The organism is Pseudomonas sp. B22(2017) (assembly GCF_002113105.1).
In the GTDB taxonomy this organism is placed as follows: Bacteria; Pseudomonadota; Gammaproteobacteria; order Pseudomonadales; family Pseudomonadaceae; genus Aquipseudomonas; species Aquipseudomonas asiatica.
Genome location: NZ_NEJN01000002.1, coordinates 375,187 through 400,414, shown reverse-complemented (window position 1 = coordinate 400,414; position 25,228 = coordinate 375,187). Strand labels below are relative to the sequence as shown.

The following is a 25,228-nucleotide window of genomic DNA, read 5'->3' as shown; positions in this document are numbered from 1 at the left end:
ATATAGTTAAGGATATAACGATAAGCCCCAAGGAGCTGTCTTCATGCGTATCCGCCCGCCCCACGTGGCTGCCACCGCCTTGGCCAGCCTGCTTGCCCTCAACACTGCCTGGGCCGATGAAGTCCAGGTCGCGGTCGCAGCGAACTTCACAGCTCCTATCCAGGCCATTGCCAAGGACTTCGAGAAAGACACTGGCCACAAGCTGGTCGCTGCCTATGGCGCCACCGGCCAGTTCTACGCACAAATCAAGAATGGCGCGCCGTTCGAGGTATTTCTCGCTGCCGACGACAGCACCCCAGCCAAGCTCGAGCAGGAAAACGCGATTGCCCCGGGCTCACGCTTCACCTACGCCATCGGCACCCTGGCGCTGTGGTCGGCCAAGCCCGGCTATGTCGACGCCAACGGCGAAGTGCTGAAGAACAACCAGTTCAAGCAACTGTCCATTGCCAACCCGAAAACCGCGCCCTACGGCCTGGCCGCCACACAGGTGCTGGACAAGCTGAAGCTGACCGAAGCCACCCGGCCCAAGCTGGTCGAAGGGCAGAACATTACCCAGGCGTTCCAGTTCGTATCCACCGGCAACGCCGAGCTGGGCTTTGTCGCCCTTTCACAAATCTACAAGGACGGCAAGGTCGAAAGCGGTTCGGCCTGGATCGTTCCCTCGTCCCTGCACGAACCCATCCGCCAGGACGCGGTAATCCTCGAAAAAGGCAAGGACAACCCCGCCGCCAAGGCCCTGGTCGACTACCTGAAAGGCCCGAAAGCCGCGGCAGTGATCAAATCCTACGGTTATGAAATCTGATGCCACTGGATGCCAGTGACCTGGGTGCCATCTGGCTGACCGTGAAACTGGCCAGCATGACCACCCTCATCCTGCTGATCGTCGGCACGCCCATCGCCTGGTGGCTGGCGCGCACGCGCTCGTGGCTGCGCGGGCCGGTGGGCGCGGTAGTGGCCTTGCCGCTGGTGCTGCCACCCACGGTGATCGGCTTCTACCTGCTGATCGCCCTCGGCCCACATGGCTGGCTGGGCCAGGCGACCCAGGCGCTGGGCCTGGGCAGCGTGGTGTTCAGCTTCACCGGCCTGGTGATCGGCTCGGTGATCTATTCCATGCCGTTCGTGGTCCAGCCGCTGCAGAATGCCTTCGGCGCCATTGGCCAGCGCCCGCTGGAAGTGGCCGCGACGCTGCGCGCCAGCCCCTGGGATACCTTCGTCCACGTGGTGCTGCCGCTGGCCCGTCCGGGCTTCATCACCGCCAGCATCCTCGGTTTCGCCCACACGGTGGGCGAGTTCGGCGTGGTGTTGATGATTGGCGGCAACATCCCCGACAAGACACGCGTGGTCTCGGTGCAGATCTTCGACCATGTCGAGGCCATGGCCTATTCGCAAGCGCACTGGCTGGCCGGTGCCATGCTGGTGTTCTCGTTCCTGGTGCTGCTCCTGCTTTACGCAGGACGCCGCGGCAAGGCTGGCTGGAGCTGAAATGAGCGCATCGATTGTGGCGCGCCTGCAACTGGCACGCGACGACTTCACCCTGGACGTAGACCTGCACCTGCCCGGCCGCGGCATCAGTGCGTTGTTCGGCCACTCCGGTTCTGGCAAGACCAGCTGCCTGCGTTGCCTGGCGGGGCTGGAACGGGCCGCCAGCGCCTACATCGAGGTCAACGGCGAAGTCTGGGAAGACAGCGCCCGCGGATTCTTCCTGGCACCACACCTGCGCCCGGTAGGCTACGTGTTCCAGGAGGCCAGCCTGTTCCCGCACCTGTCGGTACGCGGCAACCTGGAGTTCGGCTGGCGCCGGGTGGCCGCTGCCGAGCGCAAGGTCAGCCTAGACCTGGCCTGCCAGCTGCTGGGTATCGGCCACTTGCTGGCACGCCGGCCGGCGACCTTGTCCGGTGGCGAGGCGCAGCGAGTGGGCATTGCCCGCGCCCTGCTCAGCAGCCCGCGCCTGCTGTTGATGGACGAGCCACTGGCTGCCCTCGACGGGCCGCGCAAACGCGAAATCCTGCCCTACCTGGAACGCCTGCACGACGAACTGGACATTCCGCTGGTGTATGTCAGCCATGCCCAGGAAGAAGTGGCGCGGCTGGCCGACCACCTGGTGTTGCTGGAGCAAGGCCAGGCAGTGGCCAGCGGCCCGATCGGCGAAACCCTGGCCCGTCTCGACCTGTCGCTGGCCGAGGGCGAGGATGCCGGCGTGGTGTTTGAAGGCCTGGTGGTGGCACATGACGCGCACTACGACCTGCTCGACCTGCGCCTGCCCGGCAACGACGGGCCGCTGTTGCGTATCACCCACCCTGCCCAGGTGATGGGCAGCACCTTGCGGGTCAAGGTGCAGGCGCGTGACGTCAGCCTGGCCCTGGCAGCCGACAGCACTTCGAGCATTCTCAACCGCTTGCCGGTGCGCGTGCGCGAAAGCCGCCCGGCCGCCAACCCGGCCCATGTATTGGTCAGCCTGGATGCTGGCGGCAATGCCTTGCTCGCGCGCATCACCCGCTTCTCGGCAGACCAGCTCGGCCTGCACCCGGGCCAGGTGCTGTTTGCCCAAATCAAGTCGGTGGCGCTGCTGGGCTGAGCATCGGCCCCGTCGCTGGTGTCCATTGATCAGTGACCTGATCGAGGCCTGCCAACCATGCTTGACTGCCCCCTGCCGCGCACCCTGCACTACGTCGATGACAGCCAGCCGGGCCTGACCCGGCGGCGCTGGAGAGGGCGCTTCATCTACCTGGATGCCGACGGCCAGCGAGTGCGTGACAGCGATACCCTTGCCCGCATCGCTGCACTGGCAATCCCCCCGGCCTATACCGAGGTGTGGATCTGCGCCGACCCGCAAGGCCACCTGCAAGCCACAGGTCGCGATGCCCGTGGCCGCAAGCAATACCGCTACCACGCGCAGTGGCGCGAAATACGCGACCAGCACAAGTACGGGCGCATGCTGGCGTTTGCCCAGGCCCTGCCGAAATTGCGCGCACAGCTGCACGACCACCTTGCCCGACCAGGCCTGGACCGGGAAAAGGTGATGGCGCTGGTGATCAGCCTGCTGGACCACACCCTGATCCGCATCGGCAACCAGCGCTACCTGCGTGACAACCAGTCCTATGGACTGACCACCCTGCGCAACCGCCATGTCGAGGTGAAGGGCAGCAGCATCCGCTTCCAGTTCCGCGGCAAGCGCGGCGTCGAGCACAACGTCAGCCTCAACGATCGGCGCCTGGCCAACCTGCTCAAGCGCTGCATGGAACTGCCCGGCCAAGCGTTGTTCCAGTACCTGGACGACGACGGCCAGCGCCATAGCGTCGGCTCCAGCGAGGTCAACCAGTTTCTGCAGCAGCTGACCGGTGCCGACTTCACCGCCAAGGACTACCGCACCTGGGCCGGTAGCAGCCTCGCCCTGGACCTGCTGAGGCCCTTGGCCTGGGAGCCCGAGAGCGAAGCCAAGCGCCAGGTCGCCGCCATCGTCCGTCAGGTAGCATCACGCCTGGGTAATACACCGGCAGTGTGCAGGCGCTGCTACATTCACCCGGCTGTACTTGAACACTATGCCCTGGGGCGCCTGGCCAACTTGCCGAAGAACCGTGTGCGCAAAGGCCTGGACCGTGAAGAAGTAGCCTTGCTGTTATTTCTTCAGGCACTCGAGGAACAGGATGACCATTAACCCGGTCTATTCAGACCATGATGCGAAGAAATTTCCCATTGGCCGCCAAGCCCCCTATTCTTGCCACGAGCACTTTGGCCGACAAACCGCTGGCGGTTTGCTTCGGCACCTGCGACTGAAGACACGCAACAGAATTTGTCTGTCGGGGAATTACTATCCGCCGAAAGCGTCTTTAATGAGAAGGAAGAGGGACAAGCTCCCGCCGCCGTGGCAACTAGCCCGACGGACTTTTACATCACCAAGGAGAACTACATGCTGATACTCACCCGCAAGGTTGGCGAAAGCATCGTCATCAACGATGACATCAAAGTCACCATTCTGGGCGTCAAAGGGATGCAGGTGAGGATCGGTATCGATGCACCGAAAGACGTCCAGGTCCATCGAGAAGAGATCTTCAAGCGTATTCAGGCCGGCAGCCCGGCCCCGGAAAAGCACGACGACTCGCACTGAGCGACCTGCCTCAAGCCGCACGGACGCGCTTGATCGCGCCGCGCCTCAGGTGCCCAGCAGTTCGCGCACCTTGGCGATCATACAGTCCATGTCGAACGGTTTGTCGAACACCGCGGCGAACAGTTCCGGGCATCCCTGGTTGGCCTGCGCGCCACTCATGAGGATGACCGGCAACTCGCTCAAGGCCGGGTCTTCACGCATCGAGCGCACAAGCTCCTCACCGTTGAGCAGTGGCATCATGTAGTCGGTGATGACCAGCTGAACGCGCTTTTCCTTCAGTGCCTCCAGCGCCTTGCAGCCGTTGCTCGCCTTTTCCACCAGAAAACCCTCGTCCTCCAGGGCAAAACCGAGGATGTCGGCAATCAGGTACTCGTCATCGACGATCAGGATGGTGTTCATCGCCCGCCCCGTCACCCGCTCCCCTGCGGCACCGGCGTTCCCGAAAGCACACCGCAAGCGCCTTCGAACGCCTTGCGCAGGGTAATGCCCTGCGGCCCGATCAGCAGCTCGTGCAAGGCAGGGTCATGGTGGCTGTCACGCACCTTGAGGATCGACAGCATGCGCCGCAGCTGCGAATCCAGCTCGACGAAGCGCATCAGCATCAAGTTGTCGACGATGCTCGACAGGTCCGGGGCCGGGGCGCTGATTTCCGCGCCGAAAATGTCGCGCATTTCCCAGGTCAGCATCACGCTGACATCGCGCGCGCGCAGTTCGCCGACCAAGGCGCGGAAAAACGCATTGAGCCGCGCCGGGTCGATGGCCAGGCGGCTGAACGCCCCCAGGCTGTCGATCAGCACGCGCTTGCTGCCTTGCGCTTCGACCCGCTCGAGCAGGCGCGCACCGACCTGGTCCAGCAGGCCCTCGGTAGTCGGCTGCCAGCAAAGCTGCAGGATGCCAGCCTGCTCCATGGCTGCAAAATCGTAACCCAGCGACGCGGCCTTGATACGCAGGCGCTCCGGCGTTTCGTAAAAGCCGAAATGCAGCCCCGGCGCCTGCAGGCTGCTGGCACCGAGAAATGCCAGGCCCAATGACGTCTTGCCAATACCCGAGGGCCCGATCAGCAAGCTGACCGAGCCCGTGGCCAGGCCGCCACCGAGCATTTCATCCAGGGTCGCCACCCCGCTGCGGATGCGCTCCAAGGTGGCGCTGCCCGCCTGGCTGGGGTGGCTGAACAGTGACTCCAGGCGCGGGTATACATGCATGCCGGTTTCATCGATGAGGCATTCATGGCGCCCCGACAACGCCGCACTGCCCCGCGTCTTGCGCAGCTGGATATGACGCACGGCGCGGCTGCCAAACAGTTGCTCGCCCAGTTCGATCACCCCGTCGACCATGGTGTGCTCCGGGCTGCCCTCTTCCAGCCGGGCGCTGGTCAGCAGCAGCACGGTGCAGCCCGCAAAGGCCGCATGGCCCTGTAGTTCGGAGACGAATTTCTTGGTGTCCAGCGCGGTTTCCGCACGCACCCGGGCATTGAGCACGCCATCGACGATCAGCAGGCTGGCCTGCTGGCGGGCGATTTCCTGGCGCAGCAGCCGTACCACGGCGTCCAGGCCTTCCTGCTCCAGGGTATCGAAGGCACTGACGAACTGGATCGGATCACCTACCAGCGCCGGGTCGAAGAACTCCAGGGTCGCCAGGTACTGGAACAGCCGCTCGTGCGACTCGCTGAGCAAGGTGGCCACCAGCACCCGGCCACCACCGCGCACATGCCCGCAGGCCAGCTGATTGGCGAGGATGGTCTTGCCCGCCCCCGGCGGGCCCTGAATGATGTAGGACGCGCCAGCCACCAGGCCACCCTGGAGCAACGCATCGAGCCCATCGATCCCCGTCACCAGCCGCCTGAGTGCCTGTGCCATGGTGTTCTACCTGTCGAGTTGGCTGTCCGTGTGCTGATAGATTGGCAAGTAAAGCTGCATGCAAGTTCCCCGGCCGGGCTCACTGTCGACGCAAATGGCACCACCGGTCTGCCTGGCAAAACCATACACCTGGCTGAGGCCCAGGCCAGTCCCCTTGCCAAAGGGCTTGGTAGTGAAAAACGGTTCGAAGATCCGCGGCAGTACCGCTGGCGCGATGCCCTCGCCGCTGTCTTCGACCTCGAAACGCACAAACCCGCCGTGCAGGCCCTCCACCTCACCGGTCAGTTCGACCACCTCGACGGTCAAGCCGATCCGGCCCTGCCCCGTGATGGCATCGCGGGCATTGAACAACAGGTTGAGCAGTACCATCTGCAGTTGCCCGGCATCCACCTCGATCAGGGGCAGGTCCGGTTGCAGTACCACCTCCAGGTCAATCGATCCAGGCAGCGCATGCTCCAGTAGACCACGGGTGGCGGCAACAAGGTTCGCCGGGGCGACGCAAGCCACATCAAGCTTGCGGTGGCGGGCAAAGCTGAGCAACTGCTGGGTCAGCTCGGTGCCCCGCTGCCCGGCATCGAGAATGTGCTGCAACATGCGCTGGGCGCGTGCCGGGTCCTGGGTGGCCAGCGCCAAGCGCGCCGAGCTGATGATGATGGTCAGCATGTTGTTGAAGTCATGCGCCAGGCCACCGGTCAACTGGCCGAGGGCCTCCAGCTTCTGTGCCTGGAACAGCTGGGCGCGCACCGCGTCCAGTTGCAGCGCCGTCTCGCGACGGTCGGTGATGTCCCGGGTCACCTTGGCCAGGCCGACAATCTGGCCCTGGTCATCGCGAATCACATCCAGGGCGGCCAGCGCCCAGAACTGCGTGCCATCCTTGCGTACGCGCCAGCCCTCATCCTGCGCCTCGCCCTGCTCCAGCGCCTGGCGCAGCAAGCGCTCCGGGCGGCCCTCGGTGCAATCCTGCGGGGTGAAGAACAACGAGAAATGCTGGCCGATCACTTCATCGGCACGGTACCCCTTGATACGTTGCGCGCCTGCGTTCCACGACACCACATGGCCGGAAGGATCGAGCATGTAAATGGCGTAATCCACCACCGACTGAACCAGCTGTTCATAGCGGTGGGCAGGCATGACAGAGTGGTCGAGACAGTCAGCTGAAACCATGCGAACTCCACCGGCACAGCAGGAGGGAAAACATTGCGAGGTTCAACGCCCAGGCTCAACCAGCACAAGGCTGATGCGCCGAGGCATCGCCACTTTCAGCAGCCACAAGCCGACCAGCAGGATAAGCCCTCCACCGGCCAGGGCCATCAGCCGCTGCGGTTGAGAGTGTTCGGCATCGAACCCAAGCATCAGCAGATAACCGCCCAGGCTGATCAGGCTCAGGTAGAGAAATGCCGCCAGCACGACGACCAGCACGAACAAAAGTCGCCACAATAGCCGTGGGTGCACTATACGCTCGGGAGTATCGGACAGAGTCATCACCGCATACTCTTTGGATCCAATAAAAGGGCAACAGTGGCGTAATGATAGCAAGGTGTCAATTGCCCATTCGATCGACCTTCATTCTGTTGATCATAGGCGCTGTGGTTGACTCAACTATAACAATGGGTTATAAAGCGCGCTTGATTGCGAAGCCCTTCTGCTTAGAAGCGAGCTGGTCGTTACGGCCCCTTCAAGCGTGCGAGTGTGGTGGAATTGGTATACACAGCAGACTTAAAATCTGTCGGCGTGAGCCTTGCGGGTTCGAGTCCCGCCACTCGCACCAAATTTCTTCGCAAAAGGCGCCCTCGCGGCGCCTTTTTGCTGCCCGCCTGCAAGGTGTTGCGCAGCTGCTAGAGTGGAGCTTGAACCCGTCCACTGGAACGCCGCCATGCGCTACTCCCTGTTCGATGGTCAACGCGACATCATTATCCTGATTGCCCGTGTGCTGCTGATGATCCTGTTCGTCTTGTCTGGCTGGGGCAAGCTGACCGGGTTCGAAGGCACGGTCGGCTACATGACTTCACTGGGCGCTCCTGCCCCCATGCTGGCAGCGGCAGTAGCCGTGCTCATGGAATTCGCCGTTGGCATCCTGCTGATCCTCGGATTCTACACCCGGCCGCTGGCCTTCCTGTTTGCGTTGTTCGTGCTGGGCACGGCGCTGCTGGGCCACCCGTTCTGGAACATGGTCGACCCTGAGCGCAGCGCCAACATGACCCAGTTCCTGAAAAACCTCAGCATCATGGGCGGCATGTTGTTACTGGCGGTAAGCGGCCCCGGGCGTTTTTCGGTGGACGGGCGCTGAGTCAGTCGTCTTCGCAGTCGTCGAACCAGGCTGGGTGACCACGCTCTTCTTCATCAAGGTCATCCAGCGTTTCTTCGTCTTCCTCGATGTCATCCTCGACGCCTCTGGCATCGGCTTCTGCCTCAGTGTCGTCGTAGAGGAATTCGTGATCAAGCAGGTGATCATGTTCGGGTTCGTGCAGGTCATCTTCGTCGCGCATGCTGACTCCTGGGCTGGTGGCAGGCCTGTATAGGCGGATCGGCTGCACAGGTCAATGCATTACCGCTTAATGCTGGGTTAACCGGCCGGACCCAAGCTGCAGGCTCTCCCTTCAAACGTTGCTTGCCCGCCATACCCGGCGGGCTTTTTTATTGCTGCCACTCCCCCTGCGTCCAGTGCAGTGAAATCACATGGAACCCGGCCCATGCTGACCACACTCGAGCTGAGCCATGCATGACAAGTCCATCACCTGAGCTTCACAAAATGCTGACATCCCGCTGGGCACACTAACCCTGCTCCCTATGTTCTTACAGCCCGCCGCATCGTTGCCGCGGGCTTTTCTTTTTGTGGCATGCACAGTGCCTCTGACCATGACCTGAGGCAGTTTTACCGTATCGGCCCAGGGCTATGCTTAGCCGGCGATAAGCAAGCCCATTCGGAACAGGATACGGAGGCTCGTATGAAAGCTGCTGTTGTTGCACCAGGCCGTCGCGTGGAAGTGGTGGAGAAAACCCTGCGCCCCCTCGAGCACGGTGAAGCGCTGCTGAAGATGCAATGCTGCGGTGTGTGCCACACCGACCTGCATGTGAAAAATGGCGACTTCGGTGACAAGACCGGTGTGGTGCTAGGTCACGAAGGCATCGGCGTGGTCCAGGCAGTAGGGCCAGGCGTCACCTCGCTCAAACCGGGCGACCGCGCCAGCGTGGCCTGGTTCTACCAGGGCTGCGGGCATTGCGAGTATTGCAACAGCGGCAACGAAACCCTGTGCCGCGAAGTGAAGAACTCCGGCTACACCGTGGACGGCGGCATGGCCGAAGCCTGCATCGTCAAGGCCGACTACTCGGTCAAAGTGCCCGACGGGCTCGACTCCGCTGCCGCCAGCAGTATTACCTGCGCCGGCGTCACCACCTACAAGGCGGTGAAGATCTCCAACATCCGCCCCGGCCAATGGATCGCCATCTACGGCCTCGGCGGCCTGGGCAACCTTGCCCTGCAATATGCCAAGAACGTCTTCAACGCCAAAGTGATCGCCATCGACGTCAACGAAGAGCAACTGCGCTTCGCCAGCGAGATGGGCGCTGACCTGGTCATAAACTCACGCACCGAGGATGCCGCCAAGGTCATCCAGGCCAAGACCGGTGGCGCCCATGCCGCCGTGGTTACCGCCGTTGCCAAGGCTGCCTTCAACTCGGCCGTTGACGCCCTGCGTGCGGGTGGCCGCCTGGTTGCGGTCGGCCTGCCGTCGGAAGCCATGAACCTGAACATCCCTCGCCTGGTGCTGGACGGTATCGAAGTGATCGGCTCGCTGGTCGGTACCCGCCAGGACCTGCAGGAAGCTTTCCAGTTTGCGGCGGAAGGGAAAGTGGTGCCGAAGGTGACCCTGCGACCGATCGAGGATATCAACCAGATCTTCGATGAGATGCTGGAGGGCAAGATCAAAGGGCGGATGGTGATTCAGTTCGAGGGGTGATGACCCATGTGCGCTGGCTGTTGGTGCAGCGCACACTACCCTGAAATGGGCGCGCCTTAGGTCCTGGTTTCAGGTAAGCGCTATGCTTGATACACGATTTTATCCAAGTCGTGGTTTGTAGTCGGTTCGCAAGCAGAAGACTGGCTAGCACATCGGAGTGAACGTATGGGCATCCGCAGCTTGGCGAAAAACCTGCCACCCGACCCGGACAATGACGGCTGGGTACTTGGATGGGGCGTACTGAGAGACCGGCATCCCTGGCATTTCGTCGATGTGTTTGCCGACCAGAGGACCGCCAGGGCCGAGGCGGTGCGCCGCGGGGCAGGCTATGTTGTGGAGTTCGGCTCGCACCGCCTGGGATCGGATGAATTCGTTTGTGGGATATCCCCGCCTGAAGGCTAGCGTTTGAATGGGCGGAGCGGCGGGCGATGGATCCTAGGGCCGTAGTCGACAGACAGCTATCGACCCATAGCGGAAATCTGTAACCAGGGCCGCTTCGCGGCCCATCGCCGGCAAGCGCGACTCCCACAGGTACAGCGCATGCCTGACGGCTGGTGATATTCCTGTGGGAGCCGGCTTGCCGGCGATGAGGCCGGTACTGACTACAGAGCTTTGGATCAGTGTCCGCCGTGGGTCGAAAGCAGCCTTTCAGCAAAGGTATGAACCCAACAACTTGATAGATCTGACTAGTCGACAGGGCCGACATGCCCTGGTCGGCGTTACCCCTTGGTCAGATCAACCAATGGCGTCTGCCGCACCTCGGTTTCGCGCCCACCTTGTATCTCGCCAACCTGCTTCAAGGCCTTGTCCACTGCCACCTTGTCCGCCAACAAGCTGTAGCTGATGTGGAACTGCCTGTGTTCCTTCGGCCCGATTGTCGGCACCAGGTTCAGTGGCCGCTGGTAACGGCGGTTGTAGGAAAAACTCGTCCCCGGCTCGAGCCCGGTCACATAACCCTGGCCTTGTGTATCGGTATTTTTCCACAGGGAAAATACAGGCAATGTCCGAGTATTGAAGCCGACCGAAACGCCCAGATTGCCAGCCTTGTCATGCAACACGGTCAACGTATTGCCCTGGTCATCGGCATACGGCACCACGTTGTAAACCGTTTCGTCATAGTCCTTGGTAGGCGCTCGGTAGGTTTGCCAGTCGGGCAGATCTGCCCTTGCCTTGTCGTTGAATGGCGACACCTGTTTCACTGGCGCGGCAAAACGAGCGCCCTGCTCCAGAAACGGGGTGCTGAAGTTACTGTGATAAAGCGCCTGGTATTCCGTCGGATAGTCACCGCTGTTGGTCAAGGTGTCGTTGAGGGCGAACTTCACGCTGCCGGGTTCGGTGACCAGTTCGGTCACGACGGAGAAGTCGACTTTCTTGAATGCCTGCTCTTTCAGTACACCACGCAAGGTAATGGCGTAAGGGGGCTTCTCATCAATGTGCAGGGTGACTTGGTTCGCAGGAGTGTTGGCAGCCCGACCGTGCAGGGTCAGCAGTTCGCCGTTGTCGACGCCAGGGTGGCCGACCCATTCGTAACCGCAGCGGGTGACCAGTTCATTGAAACCTTCCAGCCAGCCCAGGCCATTGCGCCCGTTGAGGTCGATGAAGGACGGGTTGACCACTTCCTTGACCGGCGAATCCCAGCCCATGCGCACATTGCCGACCGACGCCTGCAAAACGTTCATTCCACGGGTCGGCACGACCGAAAGTTTCATCGTACCGTTATCGATGTCGACGATGCTGACACCCTCTTGCCGACCGCCGTGCAAGGTGCGCAAGGTAACGCTGAAGGGCTTGTCGGTTTTTACGCCAAGTTGCTGGCTGGTGATCTGCCAGTTCTGGGCGGCTTTGTCGGTGTCGAGCAAAACGTAATCCCAGGCCAGGGTGTTGGAAGCCGCAGTCAGGGCGCCAAGCGCAACGAATAGTTTGAGGAGGGGCATGGCAGGTTGCCTTTCTTGGAGTTGTTCCCTTTTATAGACTCGAAGAAACGTTTCAGCAAGCTAGCCAAGCGATGCTTTCGATTGGCACGGGTTTCTTTAGCTATTTTCGGGGAGTAGCCTCGACACAGTGAATCTTTCGAGCCCGATCAGGTTATCAGCCTTGTGAAGGCATCAGAGAAACAGAAAAACTGCACAACTCGATAGAATTTTCATTGCCATGCCAGACGGTTTCCCTGATTTGCCCTCGCTGAACGCGTTGCGTGTTTTTGAAGTGGTGGCTCGCCGCTTGAACTTCCGTGTGGCTGCCGAGGAACTGGGTGTGACCCAGGCCGCAGTTGCCCAGCAGATACGCGGGCTGGAAGCGAGCCTGGATCTGCGTTTGTTTGAACGCCTACCCCGCGGTTTGGCGTTGACTGATGCAGGCCTGGGCTATAGCGGGAGCATTCGAAGTGCACTGGCCATGATCGACGAGGCAACACGCCTGCTTCGGCCACAGACTTCTCACCTGACAGTCAGCGTTACACCTACCTTCGCCTCAAAATGGCTGATTCCCAGGCTCGGCAATTTTGCGCAGAGTCATCCAGACATCGATTTGCGTGTGCTGGCAACCGATCGGCTGTCGCACTTCAGCACCGATGGTGTGGATATCGCTGTCCGTTATGGCAAGCCCGAGTTCGGAGCGGGCTTGAATAGCGAACTGCTGATGGAGCAGCTAATCGTTGCGGTGGCCAGCCCAAAGCTGTTCGAAGGCAGCGAAATACCTGCAAGCTTTGCGCAATTGCAGGATTTCGTCATGTTGCACGATGCCCATAATTTCTGGCCTCAGTTCCTTGCAGAGCTGTTCCCACAACACATGCAGCCCACAGCCAGAAACCTGCGTTTCAATCAGACCTCATTGGCCATTGAAGCGGCAATCAGCGGTCAGGGCATTGCCCTGGCCAGCCCTGCGTTCGTCGGTGATGACATTGCCGCAGGCCGGCTGATGCAGGTTTTTACCCAGCAACTCAGGATCGACAAGTCGTTTTATCTGGTCTGGCCACGCAAGATGAAACAGCCAGACTCGTTGAGCGTGGTCCAATGCTGGCTCAAGCAACAAGCTGCCGATAGTTAATCTATCGTAATAGTGAAGTTTAGCTGTCTCCCTCACCAATGGGGCTGCTGCTAAGGTGAATGCACCTGAAAAATCAGCATTGAGAGATTGGAGGCAGCATGTCAGTAGAAAAAGTTGCAATTATCACGGCAGGTGGCAGCGGCATGGGCGCTGCGGCAGCACGACGCCTGGCCGCCGAAGGCTTCAAGGTTGGGGTTCTTTCCTCTTCGGGCAAGGGCGAGGCGTTGGCTGCCGAGCTCGGCGGTATTGGTGTAACCGGTAGCAACCAGTCGGTTGAAGACCTGCAACGCCTGGTCGACGCTGTCGTGGAGAAGTGGGGCCGTATCGATGTGCTGGTCAATAGCGCCGGCCATGGTCCACGCGCGCCAATCCTGGAAATCAGCGACGAGGATTGGCACAAGGGCATGGATACTTACCTGCTCAATGTCATTCGCCCGACTCGCCTGGTGACGCCTTACATGCAGCGTCAGAAGAGCGGAGTGATCATCAACATCTCCACTGCCTGGGCGTTCGAACCCAGCGAGCTGTTCCCGACTTCTGCGGTATTCCGCTCGGGCCTTGCCGCATTCACCAAGATCTTCGCCGACAATTTCGCCGGCGATAACGTGCGCATCAACAATGTCCTCCCCGGCTGGATCGACAGCTTGCCGAGCACCGAGCAACGCCGCGACAGCGTGCCGCTCAAGCGCTACGGCACCAGCGAAGAAATCGCTGCGACCATTGCGTTCCTTGCTAGCGAAGGCGCGGCCTACATCACTGGGCAGAACATCAGGGTCGATGGCGGCGTAACACGCAGCATTTGATCGTCCGTGGCCGCAGCACTGCTGCGGCCCTCGTTTCATGGAGCCTGGTTTTTTCATGCTGGACGATCTGTTTCAAAGCATATGGGCGCAACTGGCGATCCCGGTCGGCCCGGTGCGCAACCCTTATCGGCTCATGCAACTGTCCACCCTGGACGAGCAAGGATGGCCCGTCTCCAGGACAGTTGTACTGCGAGATGCCGACGCCCGTGCAGGCGCGCTGTACTTTTACGCGGACAGGCGCTCGGCAAAATGCACGCAGATTGCCGTTGATCCACGCGTTGCACTAACGGCACTGAGCCCTTGCGGCCTGACCCAGGTGCGCATGGAGGGGCTTGCCACCCTGGTCGAGGACATCGAGTATCGACGACGCTGCTGGTCGACGGCGCGTGACAAGACACAGGCATTGTTCCGTCATGGCGCTGTGCCGGGGCAGGTGATTGAAAGCCCTGAAGTCGCCTACGAACGCATCCAGGGCGGTTTCGAGCACTTCGCAATCCTATGCATCGAGCCGCGAGCGCTTGAGTGGCTGGATCTCACACGACCCATTCAGCAACGGGCGCGCTTCCTGCGCCATGAAGGATTGTGGCAATCCTGCTGGCTGGCTCCCTGAGGCAGGCTTCTCGTACAGAACATGCAAACAGGAGTAATTGATGAAAGGTTACTGGATCATTCTGGGGACTGCTGTTACCGACACGCAGGCGCAGCAGGAATATGGCCGGTTGTGGGCGCCAATCGCCGAGCATTATGGCGCCAGGCTCAAGGCTCTCGATTCGACAGCGCTGGTCGAGTCGCATACCAGCACACGGGCGCTGGCGGTCGAGTTCGACAGTTATGCCCAGGCCCAGGCGTGCTATGCCGATCCCGCCTATTCGCAAGCAAAGGCGATGGCATTACGCGCCTATCGTCGTGAGTTGCTTATCGTTGAGGGGGATTTAGGCTGATCAAGGGTTCGCTGATACGGATGCCATGGGACGATAGCGTCCGGCATTGTTCCTCTCCTCCAGCGCAATACTGAACAGCTCTGCCAAAAGAAAAGGCACCCGCAGGTGCCCTCTCAATACCGTTTACGGAATGAATCGAGTGCCACAAGCGTGGCACATCCAAGTGCGGCGCCACTCTTCCAGTTTGTCGTACTGTGCGACGTTGAATTTCCAGTGGCGAACGAATCCAATTACACCGACGGTGATAAATGTCGCGCCTATGAAGAACCTTGACCAATCAACGCCCCAGAAGGTGTTCATAAGCTTGAGGCCATCGTACAAGATGATTGCACCAACCCCCGTAAGGATGACCGGGCCAAGCAAGCGCTTACCTGGAGGTGGACCGACGCTTGCCGCCAAATTGGTCTGATGCCGACCTGAAGTTTCAACGGTCACGCTTGGTCCGAATCCGGATTGGGACTGCGCTTGGTGGGTTGCTTGTATGTGAGAAGTGCCAGCAGCATGGATGATAGACAGAAGCTGGACGTTTTGACCTTGGCATTGCGGGCAGCAGATTGCGTTATTGCTCACCACGTATTCATTCCTTTGAGGGGTGAAAGGCGAGCATTCTAAGGCAATTGCATACATCAGCGCACTACGCGACTTTATCCGAGCGCTATTCACGACTTACCCCGCCCACAAACAAACCTACCATCCACCCCATCTGTGTAGGAGGACCGCCATGGGCGCACTTCGAGCAGCACAATGGCAGTACGACAACCAGTTGCCGCCTCCGGTGAGCGAGAGCGCGGCTGAGGAAGCTGAGGCGCGCTGGTTCGACGATGGCATCGCGGAGCTGTTGGCGCGCCGTAACGTAGTCTTCCAGCGCAACTTCCACCAGCGTGGCGTGACCTACGAGCGCTTCGCCCAAGCGGTGGATGAGTTCGCGATGGGCCAGCTTGAAGAGATAGCTCGGCAGCTACTCACTCCTTTTGCCAAGGAAACGGTGCTGGCCCAGGCCGAGGACGCGGAATGAATCCCCACAGCGTGGCGGTGAGCGCCATCGAGGCAGCAATCGAGACGATGCTTCTACCGGGTCTGGCCCGGTGGAGGATGCGAAGGCCGAGACGATGGTCGTCGCCTACTTCTCCATCCTCGATCCTCGTCATCGACTCCAACGAGTTCAAACATTACTGCGAGCGCATTCGGCGTATTGCCGTTCGGCGCAAGGAGGCTGCATGACAACGCCACTGATCACCACGCTCATTGATGAGCAGGTCGCTGAACTGCCCGAGAGTCAGGCAATGCCCGGCGACCGGGTGCTGATGTTGTTCAAGGGTCCGACCTTCGCGGCCGCGATGCACCAGGCCGAACTGGCCAGTATCGAAAATCCGCAGGCCTGGAACTGCCGGGCCTGCATCTGCGGAGAGTCGACCTTGGGCTACGAGGTTCGGGTGTGAACTCCTACCAGCGGGCCCGCCACTTGGTCATTTGGCGCGAAATCAACACCCAAAGAGCCCGGCACCGGGCCAGGCTTTTACATTTAGGCCCATCTACAGCTGAACGTTATTCCAATGGGCGCTTGTGATAACTATAACGCTCTGCATGGGATACCCTCGATGGGTCCGGCGGGCCCTGCTTCTGCCCTCTTCGAAAGGGAGGGCTGTCGAAATTGTCGTCACAGTTCTCTTGGAAAGCGCTCTCACTCTGATCGACTGATCTCTGTAGCCGCCCCTCATTATCGGCTGGCTGACTGACCTGTCTGTCACTATCTACGCCATACCTATCTCTGGACATACACACCTCTCAATGCTCAGAAGTCCTGAGCTATTTGAGTATGCGCTTCCCACTCTTCCAGAAGAGATAAAGCGGACCACTGGGACAGGGCTTGGGCTGAGTTGGCATCCAGATCGTATGCTCAATCCAGCTCACTCATACGCCTGTCGCCTGTTTCTTTCATTTTGAAAAGGAGGGTGAAACTGCCGGTAAGGCTTTGCCGTAGCTTTTGGGGCATTGCGAAGGAAAAATGGATGAGCCACGAACCATCTTTCAATCGAAATGTATCACCCCGGTAAAGAGCTACATCCGCCTCGCTCACTCCAATCCGCACGGCAATATCTGAATCACTTGGCGCATCAAACACGGTTGTGCCCTCACGTTCACCATGGAGCGAGCAAGCAGTGCATCTGGGCGCGCTATCGTTTGTGAATCGGCTTGGCCGTGTGAGGGTTCGTCCAAACGACCTTCGGCTTGCTCGCTAGCACGCCGCTGACTCCAGAAGGAACGCTTTCAATCTGGCCTCCCTGCTTGATGAACAAGTCAGTCTGTTCATTCAAGCGCTCATGGGCACGCTGCGTCTCTGGGGAAATGGCCTGGTGCATAAAAGCTACCTCTTAGTGAGAAGCCGCAGAAAACGGCTACGCAGCCACTATACAGGGAATTTGAAGCACCCGTGGGAATTAGAGCCAGATACTGAAAAATGCCAACATAATAAACGCAAAATCCTGCAAGTTTTGTTTAGAAATCCGTAAACCAAACCATCCGCCGCCGCTATAACGCAGCATCTGCAAGCATTTATCGCCGCTTTTCTTCGCGTCCCGGTGAGGCGCAAATGCCCGCCAGAGCGCACAACCATAGCCGACGCCCAGGCCGCTTGGCCTACATCAGGGCTTGACCTGGCATTTCCCCTATTACAACTGACGGCGCCGGCCTGGCGCGAGGTTTTCCAATGTCCACAACCAACATGCGCATCTGGGAGCAGGTGCAGACCACCGATACCCGCTACACCAAGAACGCCGAGGTCGGCGGCCAGAAGATCACCAACCTGAACGGCACCGCGATGGTCATGAAGGCGACCGAAATGTTCGGCCCGGTCGGTATCGGTTGGGGCTGGAAGGTGCTTGAGGAGCGATTCGACGACGGTCACGAGGTGTTTTCCGGCGAAGGCGACAAGCGAATCTGCTTGGGCCGGGAGATCGGCCACACCGTCAAAATCCAGCTCTGGTTCATGCAGGACGGCCAGCGCGGCGAGGTCGAGCAGTACGGGTGCACCCGGCACCAGTACAAGACCAAGTACGGCATGACCTCTGATGGTGAGGCGCCGAAGAAGTCGTTGACCGACGCCATCAAGAAAGCCCTGTCCATGCTGGGCTTCAGCGCCGATGCGTATGCCCATCCTACGTCGCCGGCGTCATCAAGGTGGACGTGGCAGCTCTCTGGGCCGAGCAACCCGACAGGATGACGACCGTATAGGTCGAAAGCTTCGCATGCAGGCGCAGGCGCCGAGAGGCATAAAACCTAGTTTTCGACGTGGCATCCAGCTTCTTGTACAGATTCTTAAAGCTATCAGTTCCCGACATTGCGCGTCCTCCGTGCGACAGGCGCGCATCTTGTAATTGAGGCTTTCCCAGCCCACAGAAAACCGGTCCAGCAACACCGACCCACGCGATGTGTTCATCAGGCTCAACCCGCTCGGCCTGAGCGAGCAAGTACTGCGCAAGGACAGTAATGACTTCGAAGACCAGCGCACCCACAGCGACTACCTGCTGTTCCTGGCTGGCTACCGCGAAACGCACCAGCAACCCCTCTCCCCTATCACGAGCAGGCTACCTGGTCGAATTTTGGGAGAGTTTCTGTGGCAATGCGGCGAGCCCGTCCGACGCCCCAGGCTAAAGCCCTGGTCATTGATTCACCGGGACGGGAATCGAACGCCTCCTCGTGAAGGGCCATGCCCGTCGAGGCATAGACTCCAATGAACATTTGCGTGTTACCTGCGCGCGACAGTCGCACCTGTACATCTATGTGCGTTCCATCGCCAAGGGTCTCGTCATGAGTGCGGTGGTGAAGCGAAGGATCAGCCCATTGCCAGAAAACTTCACCGCGTATCCTCATGTCGATCTCCTACGACTTTAGTTGTATGCGATAGGTGAACTTTCACAATAGCGAACACGAAGCGGTTATCAACCGCAGCGGGAGATACTGAAAACTGAATCGGACAAGCGGCGATCAGTCTTCGTCCGGCGGCTCAGGCAGGTGCATCGTTGCAGCAAAAGCCATCCATTCTTCAAAAATGCGTCGGTGCTGGTCGCAATCCGATCGCCAGCTGGAGGAGGACGTCACACCATACACAACCTGACTCATCGTTTGAGCCGTGTAGGTATCGAGCTTTCGAAGCAGTTCGTACGCATGAAACTGTTGATCCTTGCTAATAGAGCTCATGTGATCCACCGCTAATGAGGAGCGAAGCACTCCTCGTGACCGGTGGACACCCCGCCACAGATTAAAGTCACCAGAACTTAAACTTTTTTCGCCAACTGCCGCGATATGGCGGCCAAGGACGAAGTCATGCCTGAAGACAGCAACCGGCTTGGCCGGACCACTTCCGCTATATCGACGAGATTAGCACTGACGGGATAGGCGCCGGTTTGCGTACCCGGATAAAGCGAAGGCCCTTCATTCCTACAAAGTGAGGAAGCGGCACCAGCTCGGACATGCCCAGCTCGCCATGGAGCGTGCCAAGACTGCTCTGGAAGATCTCAATGGCGTGGACGCGATTGCAGACGAGCGACTGTGCTCGGGTGGCGACTTCATCAAAGAACTGAACCGGGATGACTATTAATGACCCGCCTCGCCCTCTGCCTCCTGCTGCTGGCCACCGGCGCCAGCGCAGGCGAATTGCCCAAAGGTGTTGACGTCTTCCACGACGACGAGCGCGGCGCAACCTGCTGGACCTTCGGTTTCGACTGGCGCGACGGCATAAGTTGCATCCCCGACAGCCAGCTGCAGGCCGGCAACCAGCTCCAGCTTTCCCCGCACGAAACCCAACCCGAACCTACACCCGCTCTGGCGCCTGGGCGCTGGATTGATGAGAGGTATCAGCCGTGAGCCCCAGGATTGTCCCAAATGGCCGGGGTCAACAAAATCCGCAGGCATTAAAAAAGCCCCGCAACCTCAATGGTTGCGGGGCTTTCGAATGGTGGAGGCCGAGGTCGGAATCGAACCGGCGTAGACGGATTTGCAATCCGGAGCATAACCACTTTGCTACTCGGCCTCAAAGGTCGGATCTAGCAGCTTGCGCTTCGCTATCTCCTTGAAACGCTGAACCTTTTTCAAAGTTTGCTGCGTTTCGATGGGCGCCATTATGTCTTCATTCCTTTAACCTTGCAACCCCCTGAACGAAAAAAAATTTCAACGGGTTCAAGGTGTTAGCGCAGGCGGCCGAGTTTACTCCACAAGCCCACCACTGTTTTCTCCACGGTGCCACTGGCAGCCATGCCGATTCGCTCCTGCAGGCTCTTGCGTTCGGCGTAGTGCAGGTGGAACAGGTTGGCGTTGCGCGCGCGTTCGCTGAGGTACTCGTCGCTGGTCTGCAACTCGTCCACCAGCTTGCGGTTGAGTGCCGCGACGCCCAGCCAGACTTCGCCGGTGGCCACTTCGTCGATGTGCAGCTGCGGGCGATAGCGGGAAACGAAGTCCTTGAACAGCTGGTGGGTGATGTCCAGGTCTTCCTGGAACTTCTCCCGGCCTTTCTCGGTGTTCTCGCCGAACACGGTCAGGGTGCGCTTGTATTCACCGGCGGTCAGCACTTCGAAATCGATGTCGTGCTTCTTCAGCAGGCGGTTGACGTTTGGCAGCTGCGCCACCACGCCAATGGAACCCAGTACGGCGAACGGTGCGCTGACGATCTTCTCGCCAATGCAGGCCATCATGTACCCGCCACTGGCGGCTACCTTGTCGATGCACACGGTCAACGGGATGCCGGCCTGGCGAATGCGCGCCAGCTGCGATGCGGCCAGGCCATAGCTGTGCACCAGGCCACCACCGCTTTCAAGGCGTAGCACCACCTCGTCGCGCGGGGTGGCGAGGGTGAGCAGCGCGGTGATTTCGTTGCGCAGGCTTTCGGTGGCAGAAGCTTTGATGTCGCCATCGAAATCCAGCACGAAGACCCGGCCCTTTTCCTCGGCCTTGCCCTTCTTCTGCCGCTTTTCCGCCTTGGCCTGCTGCTTGCGCAGGGCCTTGAGCTGGGCCTTGTCGAGCAGGCCGGATTCCAGGCGCTCGCGCAGGTCCTTGTAGAACTCGTTCAGGCGGGTGACCTGCAATTGCCCACCCGATTTGCGCCGCCCCTTGCCGCGCAGCCCGGCGATGGCCGACAGCACTATCAGGATGGCGATGACCAGGGTGGCGGTTTTGGCGAGAAAGCTTGCGTATTCAGCAAGAAACTCCACGTTGACTCCTTAAAGACTTGCGCCACTACGGCGCGTAACTGTAGCAAGCATACCGTTGCGCCTGAGGTGCTGCCAGCCGTGGCAAACGCTGGCAACACCTTTCAAACAACCTTTTCAAACGCTTGTATGTTTTTTCGTTGACAGCCCGTGTGCCGCATCCTAACCTCGCAGCAACCTCCAACAGGCCGGAACCTTTCGTGGGCAACCTCTACCTGATCCGACATGGCCAAGCCTCCTTCGGCGCCGATGACTACGATGTCCTCTCGCCCGTGGGCGTGCGCCAGAGCCAGGCCCTGGGTGAGCACCTGGCCCAGCTCGGTGTAAGGCTGGACCGCTGCGTGGCAGGCGACCTGCGCCGCCAGCAGGATACCGCGCGCCTAGCCCTGGATGCATTGCACGCCAATGGCTGCCCGGTGCCGGCTGTTGAGACCGATACAGCATTCAATGAGTTCGATGCCGATGGTGTGATCCGCGCCTTGTTGCCCGGGCTGCTGCCTCAGGAGCCCGACGCCCTGCACATCCTGCGCAATGGCGCGCAGCACCGCAGCGAGTTCCAGCGCCTGTTCGCACTGATGGTGCAGCGCTGGCACGATGGCGAACATGCCGACGATGACCTGGAGACCTGGCAGGCGTTCACCGCCCGCGTGCAAGGCGGCCTGCAGCGCGTACTGGATGCTGCCGGTAGCGGCGACAATATCGCCATCTTCACCTCGGGCGGTACCATTGCCGCCCTGCTCCACCTGGTTACCCGTATTACCCCCGGACAGGCGTTCGCGCTGAACTGGCAGATCATCAACACGTCGCTCAGCCAGCTGAAGTTCCGCGGCCGCGACGTGGCACTGGCTTCCTTCAACAGCCAGGCCCATGTGCAGCTGTTGAGGGCGCCGGAGCTTGTCACCTATCGATGAGCCCGGCTTGTTGTGTCCCTGCGGGGACGTGTAAATCACTCTATAAGGAATGCGCCATGACCTCCGTAGCTGATGCCGTCAAAAAGATGCAAGAGAAGTTCAACCCATCCGCTGCCGCCGGCCTGGACCTGGTGTTCGGCTTCAACATCACCGACGAAGACAAGCACTACGCGCTGATCGTCAAGGACGGCACCTGCGACCTGCAGGAAGGCGAAAACCCGGATGCCAACTGCACCCTGGTGATGGATAGCGAAACCCTGAAGGGTATCGTCAGCGGCGAAACCGACGGCATGCAGGCATTCATGGGCGGCAAGCTGCGCGTTGAAGGCGACATGATGCTGTCGATGAAGCTCAGCGAGCTGTTCCCGTCCTGAGGGCTGGAAATAGCGGATGATCGAAAAACCGAAGCCTGACCGGCTTCGGTTTTTTTTTGCCCGTGCCCAACAGCCCGCACAAGGCCGCCTGGCTTGTGGGCACTTCCACAAAAACAAGTGAGCGCTATCAAGGCAGTTGATCAAACAGCAACACCCTCACCTATATGGCATCTGGCACGCTTGTCCCATCCCCGGCGGACCATTAGATTAGCCAATAGTCCTTGCGATCGAGAATAAGGAAAACGCATGACGCTCACCGACCAGTCCACCCAGGTACGCCCCGGCGAAGAACTCGACGCGGCTGTCATCGACCCTTACCTCAAAGCCAACATCCCCGGCCTGGATGGCCTGCCGAGCATCAGCCAGTTCCCTGGCGGCGCCTCCAACCTTACCTACCTGGTCAGCTACCCGGGCCGCGACTTCGTGCTGCGCCGTCCACCGTTCGGGCAGAAGGCCAAGTCGGCCCACGACATGGGCCGCGAGTTTCGCATCCTCAACCAGCTCAACAGCGGCTTCCCCTACTGCCCCAAGGCCTATGTGCACTGCACCGACAGCAGCCTGATCGGCGGCGAGTTCTACGTGATGGAACGGGTCAAGGGCATCATCCTGCGCTCGGACATCCCGGCCGAGCTGGACCTTGACGCCAACCGCACCGAAGCCCTGTGCAAGAGCTTCATCGACCGCCTGGTGGAACTGCACCAGGTGGACTACAACGCCTGCGGCCTGGCCGACCTGGGCAAACCGGAAGGCTATGTGCAGCGCCAGATCGAGGGCTGGACCAGCCGCTATGAAAAGGCCCTGACCCCTGACGCCCCGCGCTGGGAACAGGTGACCGCCTGGCTGCACGAGAAAATGCCCGCCGACCACCCGCGGCCCGGCATCGTGCACAACGACTACCGTTTCGACAACGTGATCCTCGATGCCGACAACCCCATGCGCATCATCGGTGTGCTGGACTGGGAAATGGCCACCCTGGGCGACCCGCTGATGGACCTGGGCAACAGCCTGGCCTACTGGATAGAGGCCGACGACCCGGCGCCAGTGCAGCTGATGCGCCGCCAGCCGAGCAACGCGCCGGGCATGCTCACCCGCCGCCAGTTCGTCGATTACTACGCCGAGCGCGCCGGCATCCGCCTGGACAACTTCGATTACTACTATTGCTATGGCCTGTTCCGCCTGGCCGGCATCGTCCAGCAGATCTACTACCGCTATTACCACGGCCAGACCCAGGACAAGCGCTTCGCCCAGTTCATCCACATGAACCGCTTGCTGGAGCAGATGACCATGCAGGTCATCGCCAAGTCCAGCCTCTGAGCCCCGACCTAGACGACGGATAACAAGGAAAACAGCATGTCCAAGACCCACCTGTTCGACCTCGACGGCAAGATTGCCTTCGTTTCCGGCGCCAGCCGTGGCATCGGCGAGGCCATCGCCCACCTGTTGGCCCAGCAAGGTGCCCATGTGATCGTGTCCAGCCGCAAGCTCGACGGTTGCCAGCAGGTGGCTGACGCCATCATCGCCGCCGGTGGCAAGGCAACGGCGGTAGCCTGCCACATCGGTGAACTGGAGCAGATCCAGCAGGTGTTTGCCGGCATCCGCGAACAATTCGGGCGGCTGGACATCCTGGTCAACAATGCCGCTACCAACCCGCAGTTCTGCAACGTGCTGGATACCGACCCGGGTGCTTTCCAGAAGACCGTGGACGTGAACATCCGGGGCTACTTCTTCATGTCGGTCGAGGCCGGCAAGCTGATGCGCGAGCATGGTGGCGGCAGCATCATCAACGTGGCGTCTATCAACGGGGTTTCACCCGGCCTGTTCCAGGGCATCTACTCGGTGACCAAGGCGGCAGTCATCAACATGACCAAGGTCTTCGCCAAGGAGTGCGCGCAGTTCGGGATCCGCTGCAACGCCCTGCTGCCAGGCCTGACCGACACCAAGTTCGCCTCGGCACTGGTGAAGAACGACGCCATCCTCAACGCCGCGCTGCAGCAGATCCCGCTCAAGCGCGTGGCCGACCCCAAGGAAATGGCCGGCGCCGTGTTATACCTGGCCAGCGATGCTTCCAGCTACACCACCGGTACCGCACTCAATGTCGACGGTGGCTACCTGTCCTGATCAGGCTTTTACTGCAACCAGGGTGTAGCTCAGGGGCAGGCGTGCGGGCTGCTCGCGCAGGCGATATTCACCGTCGTCGCCCTTGACCATCTGCCCCGGCAGCGCCTCCCAGGGGATACTCTGGTGCTCGACCAGGGCGGTCAGTTGCAGGCCGTGGGCCAGCAAGGCGCTGATCACCTCGCCCAGGCCGTGGTTCCACTCGTGGGTTTCGGTGTGGGAAAGGCGCTGCTCGGTTTCGACGTAGGTTTGGTCGTTGTGCCACACCGTCGGCTCTTCGTGTTCGAAATACGGGTATTCGAGTTGCAGGCGGTCCTGGTGGTCTTCGTTGACTGCCATCAGCATCGGGTGCCCGTCGCGCAGGAACAACCGACCACCCGGCTTCAGCAGGGCCGCGACAGTACGCGCCCACGGCTCGATGCGAGGCAGCCAGCAGAGCGCGCCGATGCCGGTGTAGACCAGGTCGAACGTGCCGGCCGGCAACACCTTGTCGGCGGCGTAGACGTCGGACTCGACATACGCGATGGGTGCCGCACAGCGCTGGGCCAACGCACGCGCCTCGGCCAGCGAAGCCGCGGAATAGTCCAGGCCACAGACCTTGGCACCAAGGCGCGCCAGCGAGAGGGTATCGGTACCGATGTGGCACTGCAGGTGGACGGCGTTGAGCCCGTCGATATTGCCAAGCAATGGCAGGTCGAAGCGTACGGTCTCGGAAAGGTGTTCGGGATGCTGGACGAGCCGTTCGACTTCGTAGTCGTTGGAAGCAGCGTGCAGCGGGGCACGTTCATCCCAGCTGGCGCGGTTGAGTTGCAGTGAGCGGTCCATGGTGTCTTCCTTGATTCGTGGGGGCTCATGCTAGCCCCCACCAATCTCCCTGCGACAGGACTGCCTTGCTAAAAATTGTAAAGCTGGCGCGCTCCCA

The 25,228-nt window shown here is 60.4% G+C and carries 32 protein-coding genes, 2 tRNA genes and 1 pseudogene; 21 read left to right on the top strand and 14 right to left on the bottom strand.

What is annotated here, in order from left to right:
• Nucleotides 1-43: 43 nt before the first annotated feature.
• The 5 genes from modA to csrA all read left to right on the top strand — a co-directional run bounded on the left by modA (nt 44) and on the right by csrA (nt 4,105).
• A complete protein-coding gene (modA, locus tag CAG18_RS05750) occupies nt 44-802 on the top strand; it encodes a molybdate ABC transporter substrate-binding protein (protein ID WP_085720558.1) in 759 nt (252 codons plus the stop codon).
• Complete coding sequence (modB, locus tag CAG18_RS05745) at nt 802-1,482, top strand: molybdate ABC transporter permease subunit (protein ID WP_015270875.1); 681 nt, start codon at nt 802-804, stop codon at nt 1,480-1,482. The genes modA and modB overlap by 1 nt, the downstream gene beginning before the upstream one ends.
• A gap of 1 nt (nt 1,483) precedes the next feature.
• Nucleotides 1,484-2,575 (top strand): molybdenum ABC transporter ATP-binding protein, encoded by a 1,092-nt coding sequence (modC, locus tag CAG18_RS05740; protein ID WP_061304079.1) that lies wholly within the window; start codon nt 1,484-1,486, stop codon nt 2,573-2,575.
• Between the two features lie 57 nt (nt 2,576-2,632).
• A complete protein-coding gene (locus CAG18_RS05735) occupies nt 2,633-3,655 on the top strand; it encodes a DNA topoisomerase IB (RefSeq protein WP_013973191.1) in 1,023 nt (340 codons plus the stop codon).
• Nucleotides 3,656-3,907: 252 nt separating this feature from the next.
• Complete coding sequence (csrA, locus tag CAG18_RS05730) at nt 3,908-4,105, top strand: carbon storage regulator CsrA (RefSeq protein ID WP_004375914.1); 198 nt, start codon at nt 3,908-3,910, stop codon at nt 4,103-4,105.
• Nucleotides 4,106-4,150: 45 nt separating this feature from the next.
• On the opposite strand, the gene CAG18_RS05725 is transcribed toward csrA, so the two are convergent.
• Genes CAG18_RS05725 through CAG18_RS05710 form a run of 4 tightly spaced genes read right to left on the bottom strand, consistent with a single transcriptional unit; the run spans nt 4,151 to nt 7,443 of the window.
• Entirely contained in the window at nt 4,151-4,504 is a 354-nt protein-coding gene (locus CAG18_RS05725) for a response regulator (protein ID WP_085622082.1), read from the bottom strand.
• An 11-nt stretch (nt 4,505-4,515) separates the two neighbouring features.
• On the bottom strand, nt 4,516-5,961 hold the full coding sequence (locus tag CAG18_RS05720) for an ATPase domain-containing protein (protein ID WP_061551764.1): 1,446 nt from the start codon (nt 5,959-5,961) through the stop codon (nt 4,516-4,518).
• 6 nt (nt 5,962-5,967) lie between these two features.
• Complete coding sequence (locus CAG18_RS05715; RefSeq protein WP_085720557.1) at nt 5,968-7,125, bottom strand: nitrogen regulation protein NR(II); 1,158 nt, start codon at nt 7,123-7,125, stop codon at nt 5,968-5,970.
• A 42-nt stretch (nt 7,126-7,167) separates the two neighbouring features.
• Nucleotides 7,168-7,443 (bottom strand): hypothetical protein, encoded by a 276-nt coding sequence (locus tag CAG18_RS05710; protein WP_043935716.1) that lies wholly within the window; start codon nt 7,441-7,443, stop codon nt 7,168-7,170.
• A gap of 201 nt (nt 7,444-7,644) precedes the next feature.
• Between CAG18_RS05710 and CAG18_RS05705 the strand changes: the two genes are divergently transcribed.
• Together CAG18_RS05705 and CAG18_RS05700 are read left to right on the top strand one after the other, a co-directional pair.
• Nucleotides 7,645-7,729, top strand: a tRNA-Leu gene (locus CAG18_RS05705).
• 105 nt (nt 7,730-7,834) lie between these two features.
• On the top strand, nt 7,835-8,248 hold the full coding sequence (locus tag CAG18_RS05700) for a DoxX family protein (RefSeq protein ID WP_015270882.1): 414 nt from the start codon (nt 7,835-7,837) through the stop codon (nt 8,246-8,248).
• A gap of 1 nt (nt 8,249) precedes the next feature.
• Here the strand turns inward: CAG18_RS05700 and CAG18_RS05695 are convergent, their stop codons facing one another.
• Nucleotides 8,250-8,447 (bottom strand): hypothetical protein, encoded by a 198-nt coding sequence (locus CAG18_RS05695; protein ID WP_015270883.1) that lies wholly within the window; start codon nt 8,445-8,447, stop codon nt 8,250-8,252.
• A 459-nt stretch (nt 8,448-8,906) separates the two neighbouring features.
• On the opposite strand from CAG18_RS05695, the gene adhP reads away from it, so the two are divergent.
• Together adhP and CAG18_RS05685 are read left to right on the top strand one after the other, a co-directional pair.
• Nucleotides 8,907-9,917, top strand: coding sequence for an alcohol dehydrogenase AdhP (gene adhP, locus CAG18_RS05690; protein ID WP_013973198.1), 1,011 nt, complete (start codon nt 8,907-8,909; stop codon nt 9,915-9,917).
• Between the two features lie 165 nt (nt 9,918-10,082).
• A complete protein-coding gene (locus CAG18_RS05685) occupies nt 10,083-10,319 on the top strand; it encodes a hypothetical protein (protein WP_013973199.1) in 237 nt (78 codons plus the stop codon).
• 317 nt (nt 10,320-10,636) lie between these two features.
• On the opposite strand, the gene CAG18_RS05680 is transcribed toward CAG18_RS05685, so the two are convergent.
• Nucleotides 10,637-11,851, bottom strand: coding sequence for an aldose 1-epimerase family protein (locus CAG18_RS05680; RefSeq protein WP_085720556.1), 1,215 nt, complete (start codon nt 11,849-11,851; stop codon nt 10,637-10,639).
• A 217-nt stretch (nt 11,852-12,068) separates the two neighbouring features.
• Here CAG18_RS05680 and CAG18_RS05675 point away from each other — a divergent pair, with 217 nt between their 5' ends.
• The 4 genes from CAG18_RS05675 to CAG18_RS05660 all read left to right on the top strand — a co-directional run bounded on the left by CAG18_RS05675 (nt 12,069) and on the right by CAG18_RS05660 (nt 14,706).
• Complete coding sequence (locus CAG18_RS05675; protein WP_015270888.1) at nt 12,069-12,962, top strand: LysR substrate-binding domain-containing protein; 894 nt, start codon at nt 12,069-12,071, stop codon at nt 12,960-12,962.
• Nucleotides 12,963-13,060: 98 nt separating this feature from the next.
• Nucleotides 13,061-13,765, top strand: coding sequence for an SDR family oxidoreductase (locus tag CAG18_RS05670; protein WP_015270889.1), 705 nt, complete (start codon nt 13,061-13,063; stop codon nt 13,763-13,765).
• Nucleotides 13,766-13,820: 55 nt separating this feature from the next.
• Nucleotides 13,821-14,375, top strand: a complete 555-nt coding sequence (locus tag CAG18_RS05665; protein ID WP_085720555.1) for a pyridoxamine 5'-phosphate oxidase family protein — start codon at nt 13,821-13,823, stop codon at nt 14,373-14,375.
• A 40-nt stretch (nt 14,376-14,415) separates the two neighbouring features.
• On the top strand, nt 14,416-14,706 hold the full coding sequence (locus CAG18_RS05660; RefSeq protein WP_015270891.1) for a DUF1330 domain-containing protein: 291 nt from the start codon (nt 14,416-14,418) through the stop codon (nt 14,704-14,706).
• 123 nt (nt 14,707-14,829) lie between these two features.
• Here CAG18_RS05660 and CAG18_RS26185 read toward each other — a convergent pair whose 3' ends face one another.
• The gene (locus tag CAG18_RS26185) at nt 14,830-15,279 is read right to left on the bottom strand and encodes a hypothetical protein (protein WP_143492629.1); all 450 of its coding nucleotides are present in this window, start codon (nt 15,277-15,279) and stop codon (nt 14,830-14,832) included.
• Nucleotides 15,280-15,427: 148 nt separating this feature from the next.
• Here CAG18_RS26185 and CAG18_RS05650 point away from each other — a divergent pair, with 148 nt between their 5' ends.
• Together CAG18_RS05650 and CAG18_RS05640 are read left to right on the top strand one after the other, a co-directional pair.
• Nucleotides 15,428-15,721 (top strand): hypothetical protein, encoded by a 294-nt coding sequence (locus tag CAG18_RS05650; RefSeq protein ID WP_085720553.1) that lies wholly within the window; start codon nt 15,428-15,430, stop codon nt 15,719-15,721.
• Between the two features lie 202 nt (nt 15,722-15,923).
• Nucleotides 15,924-16,145: a hypothetical protein gene (locus CAG18_RS05640; protein WP_015270895.1), complete on the top strand. Its 222-nt coding sequence runs from the start codon at nt 15,924-15,926 to the stop codon at nt 16,143-16,145.
• 458 nt (nt 16,146-16,603) lie between these two features.
• Here the strand turns inward: CAG18_RS05640 and CAG18_RS05630 are convergent, their stop codons facing one another.
• Nucleotides 16,604-16,828 (bottom strand): hypothetical protein, encoded by a 225-nt coding sequence (locus CAG18_RS05630; protein ID WP_085720552.1) that lies wholly within the window; start codon nt 16,826-16,828, stop codon nt 16,604-16,606.
• A gap of 52 nt (nt 16,829-16,880) precedes the next feature.
• Nucleotides 16,881-17,066, bottom strand: a complete 186-nt coding sequence (locus tag CAG18_RS27450; protein WP_015270896.1) for a hypothetical protein — start codon at nt 17,064-17,066, stop codon at nt 16,881-16,883.
• 347 nt (nt 17,067-17,413) lie between these two features.
• On the opposite strand from CAG18_RS27450, the pseudogene CAG18_RS05620 reads away from it, so the two are divergent.
• Nucleotides 17,414-17,854: pseudogene (locus tag CAG18_RS05620) on the top strand (Rad52/Rad22 family DNA repair protein); the annotation flags it as partial.
• A gap of 425 nt (nt 17,855-18,279) precedes the next feature.
• On the opposite strand, the gene CAG18_RS27255 reads toward CAG18_RS05620, so the two are convergent.
• Nucleotides 18,280-18,576, bottom strand: coding sequence for a hypothetical protein (locus CAG18_RS27255; protein WP_054572103.1), 297 nt, complete (start codon nt 18,574-18,576; stop codon nt 18,280-18,282).
• 114 nt (nt 18,577-18,690) lie between these two features.
• Nucleotides 18,691-18,903 carry a hypothetical protein gene (locus CAG18_RS05605; protein ID WP_054572104.1) on the bottom strand — a complete coding sequence of 71 codons (213 nt, stop codon included), beginning with the start codon at nt 18,901-18,903 and terminating at the stop codon, nt 18,691-18,693.
• Nucleotides 18,904-19,302: 399 nt separating this feature from the next.
• Between CAG18_RS05605 and CAG18_RS05595 the strand changes: the two genes are divergently transcribed.
• Nucleotides 19,303-19,569, top strand: coding sequence for a hypothetical protein (locus tag CAG18_RS05595; protein WP_054572105.1), 267 nt, complete (start codon nt 19,303-19,305; stop codon nt 19,567-19,569).
• 92 nt (nt 19,570-19,661) lie between these two features.
• Here the strand turns inward: CAG18_RS05595 and CAG18_RS05590 are convergent.
• Nucleotides 19,662-19,735 (bottom strand) — tRNA-Cys (locus CAG18_RS05590).
• 154 nt (nt 19,736-19,889) lie between these two features.
• Entirely contained in the window at nt 19,890-20,909 is a 1,020-nt protein-coding gene (gene sohB / locus CAG18_RS05585; protein ID WP_085720550.1) for a protease SohB, read from the bottom strand.
• Between the two features lie 197 nt (nt 20,910-21,106).
• Here sohB and CAG18_RS05580 point away from each other — a divergent pair, with 197 nt between their 5' ends.
• From CAG18_RS05580 to CAG18_RS05565, 4 genes are all read left to right on the top strand, one after another.
• Nucleotides 21,107-21,817, top strand: coding sequence for a histidine phosphatase family protein (locus CAG18_RS05580; RefSeq protein ID WP_015270903.1), 711 nt, complete (start codon nt 21,107-21,109; stop codon nt 21,815-21,817).
• Between the two features lie 56 nt (nt 21,818-21,873).
• Nucleotides 21,874-22,191 carry an SCP2 sterol-binding domain-containing protein gene (locus CAG18_RS05575; protein ID WP_003257405.1) on the top strand — a complete coding sequence of 106 codons (318 nt, stop codon included), beginning with the start codon at nt 21,874-21,876 and terminating at the stop codon, nt 22,189-22,191.
• A 246-nt stretch (nt 22,192-22,437) separates the two neighbouring features.
• Nucleotides 22,438-23,505 carry a phosphotransferase family protein gene (locus tag CAG18_RS05570; protein ID WP_015270904.1) on the top strand — a complete coding sequence of 356 codons (1,068 nt, stop codon included), beginning with the start codon at nt 22,438-22,440 and terminating at the stop codon, nt 23,503-23,505.
• Between the two features lie 36 nt (nt 23,506-23,541).
• Nucleotides 23,542-24,309, top strand: a complete 768-nt coding sequence (locus CAG18_RS05565) for an SDR family oxidoreductase (RefSeq protein WP_015270905.1) — start codon at nt 23,542-23,544, stop codon at nt 24,307-24,309.
• Here the strand turns inward: CAG18_RS05565 and CAG18_RS05560 are convergent, their stop codons facing one another.
• Nucleotides 24,310-25,131 carry a bifunctional 2-polyprenyl-6-hydroxyphenol methylase/3-demethylubiquinol 3-O-methyltransferase UbiG gene (locus tag CAG18_RS05560; RefSeq protein WP_085706466.1) on the bottom strand — a complete coding sequence of 274 codons (822 nt, stop codon included), beginning with the start codon at nt 25,129-25,131 and terminating at the stop codon, nt 24,310-24,312. It abuts the gene before it with no gap.
• Between the last annotated feature and the right edge of the window lie 97 nt (nt 25,132-25,228).

What these genes read in the sequence shown, in the direction of transcription:
- modA (WP_085720558.1), top strand. Translation starts at nt 44, where the DNA reads ATGCGTATCCGCCCGCCCCACGTGGCTGCCACCGCCTTGGCCAGCCTG.
- modB (WP_015270875.1), top strand. Translation starts at nt 802, where the DNA reads ATGCCACTGGATGCCAGTGACCTGGGTGCCATCTGGCTGACCGTGAAA.
- modC (WP_061304079.1), top strand. Translation starts at nt 1,484, where the DNA reads ATGAGCGCATCGATTGTGGCGCGCCTGCAACTGGCACGCGACGACTTC.
- CAG18_RS05735 (WP_013973191.1), top strand. Translation starts at nt 2,633, where the DNA reads ATGCTTGACTGCCCCCTGCCGCGCACCCTGCACTACGTCGATGACAGC.
- csrA (WP_004375914.1), top strand. Translation starts at nt 3,908, where the DNA reads ATGCTGATACTCACCCGCAAGGTTGGCGAAAGCATCGTCATCAACGAT.
- CAG18_RS05725 (WP_085622082.1), bottom strand. Translation starts at nt 4,504, where the DNA reads ATGAACACCATCCTGATCGTCGATGACGAGTACCTGATTGCCGACATC.
- CAG18_RS05720 (WP_061551764.1), bottom strand. Translation starts at nt 5,961, where the DNA reads ATGGCACAGGCACTCAGGCGGCTGGTGACGGGGATCGATGGGCTCGAT.
- CAG18_RS05715 (WP_085720557.1), bottom strand. Translation starts at nt 7,125, where the DNA reads ATGGTTTCAGCTGACTGTCTCGACCACTCTGTCATGCCTGCCCACCGC.
- CAG18_RS05710 (WP_043935716.1), bottom strand. Translation starts at nt 7,443, where the DNA reads ATGACTCTGTCCGATACTCCCGAGCGTATAGTGCACCCACGGCTATTG.
- CAG18_RS05700 (WP_015270882.1), top strand. Translation starts at nt 7,835, where the DNA reads ATGCGCTACTCCCTGTTCGATGGTCAACGCGACATCATTATCCTGATT.
- CAG18_RS05695 (WP_015270883.1), bottom strand. Translation starts at nt 8,447, where the DNA reads ATGCGCGACGAAGATGACCTGCACGAACCCGAACATGATCACCTGCTT.
- adhP (WP_013973198.1), top strand. Translation starts at nt 8,907, where the DNA reads ATGAAAGCTGCTGTTGTTGCACCAGGCCGTCGCGTGGAAGTGGTGGAG.
- CAG18_RS05685 (WP_013973199.1), top strand. Translation starts at nt 10,083, where the DNA reads ATGGGCATCCGCAGCTTGGCGAAAAACCTGCCACCCGACCCGGACAAT.
- CAG18_RS05680 (WP_085720556.1), bottom strand. Translation starts at nt 11,851, where the DNA reads ATGCCCCTCCTCAAACTATTCGTTGCGCTTGGCGCCCTGACTGCGGCT.
- CAG18_RS05675 (WP_015270888.1), top strand. Translation starts at nt 12,069, where the DNA reads ATGCCAGACGGTTTCCCTGATTTGCCCTCGCTGAACGCGTTGCGTGTT.
- CAG18_RS05670 (WP_015270889.1), top strand. Translation starts at nt 13,061, where the DNA reads ATGTCAGTAGAAAAAGTTGCAATTATCACGGCAGGTGGCAGCGGCATG.
- CAG18_RS05665 (WP_085720555.1), top strand. Translation starts at nt 13,821, where the DNA reads ATGCTGGACGATCTGTTTCAAAGCATATGGGCGCAACTGGCGATCCCG.
- CAG18_RS05660 (WP_015270891.1), top strand. Translation starts at nt 14,416, where the DNA reads ATGAAAGGTTACTGGATCATTCTGGGGACTGCTGTTACCGACACGCAG.
- CAG18_RS05650 (WP_085720553.1), top strand. Translation starts at nt 15,428, where the DNA reads ATGGGCGCACTTCGAGCAGCACAATGGCAGTACGACAACCAGTTGCCG.
- CAG18_RS05640 (WP_015270895.1), top strand. Translation starts at nt 15,924, where the DNA reads ATGACAACGCCACTGATCACCACGCTCATTGATGAGCAGGTCGCTGAA.
- CAG18_RS27450 (WP_015270896.1), bottom strand. Translation starts at nt 17,066, where the DNA reads ATGCACCAGGCCATTTCCCCAGAGACGCAGCGTGCCCATGAGCGCTTG.
- CAG18_RS27255 (WP_054572103.1), bottom strand. Translation starts at nt 18,576, where the DNA reads ATGAGGATACGCGGTGAAGTTTTCTGGCAATGGGCTGATCCTTCGCTT.
- CAG18_RS05605 (WP_054572104.1), bottom strand. Translation starts at nt 18,903, where the DNA reads ATGAGCTCTATTAGCAAGGATCAACAGTTTCATGCGTACGAACTGCTT.
- CAG18_RS05595 (WP_054572105.1), top strand. Translation starts at nt 19,303, where the DNA reads ATGACCCGCCTCGCCCTCTGCCTCCTGCTGCTGGCCACCGGCGCCAGC.
- CAG18_RS05575 (WP_003257405.1), top strand. Translation starts at nt 21,874, where the DNA reads ATGACCTCCGTAGCTGATGCCGTCAAAAAGATGCAAGAGAAGTTCAAC.
- CAG18_RS05570 (WP_015270904.1), top strand. Translation starts at nt 22,438, where the DNA reads ATGACGCTCACCGACCAGTCCACCCAGGTACGCCCCGGCGAAGAACTC.
- CAG18_RS05565 (WP_015270905.1), top strand. Translation starts at nt 23,542, where the DNA reads ATGTCCAAGACCCACCTGTTCGACCTCGACGGCAAGATTGCCTTCGTT.
- CAG18_RS05560 (WP_085706466.1), bottom strand. Translation starts at nt 25,131, where the DNA reads ATGGACCGCTCACTGCAACTCAACCGCGCCAGCTGGGATGAACGTGCC.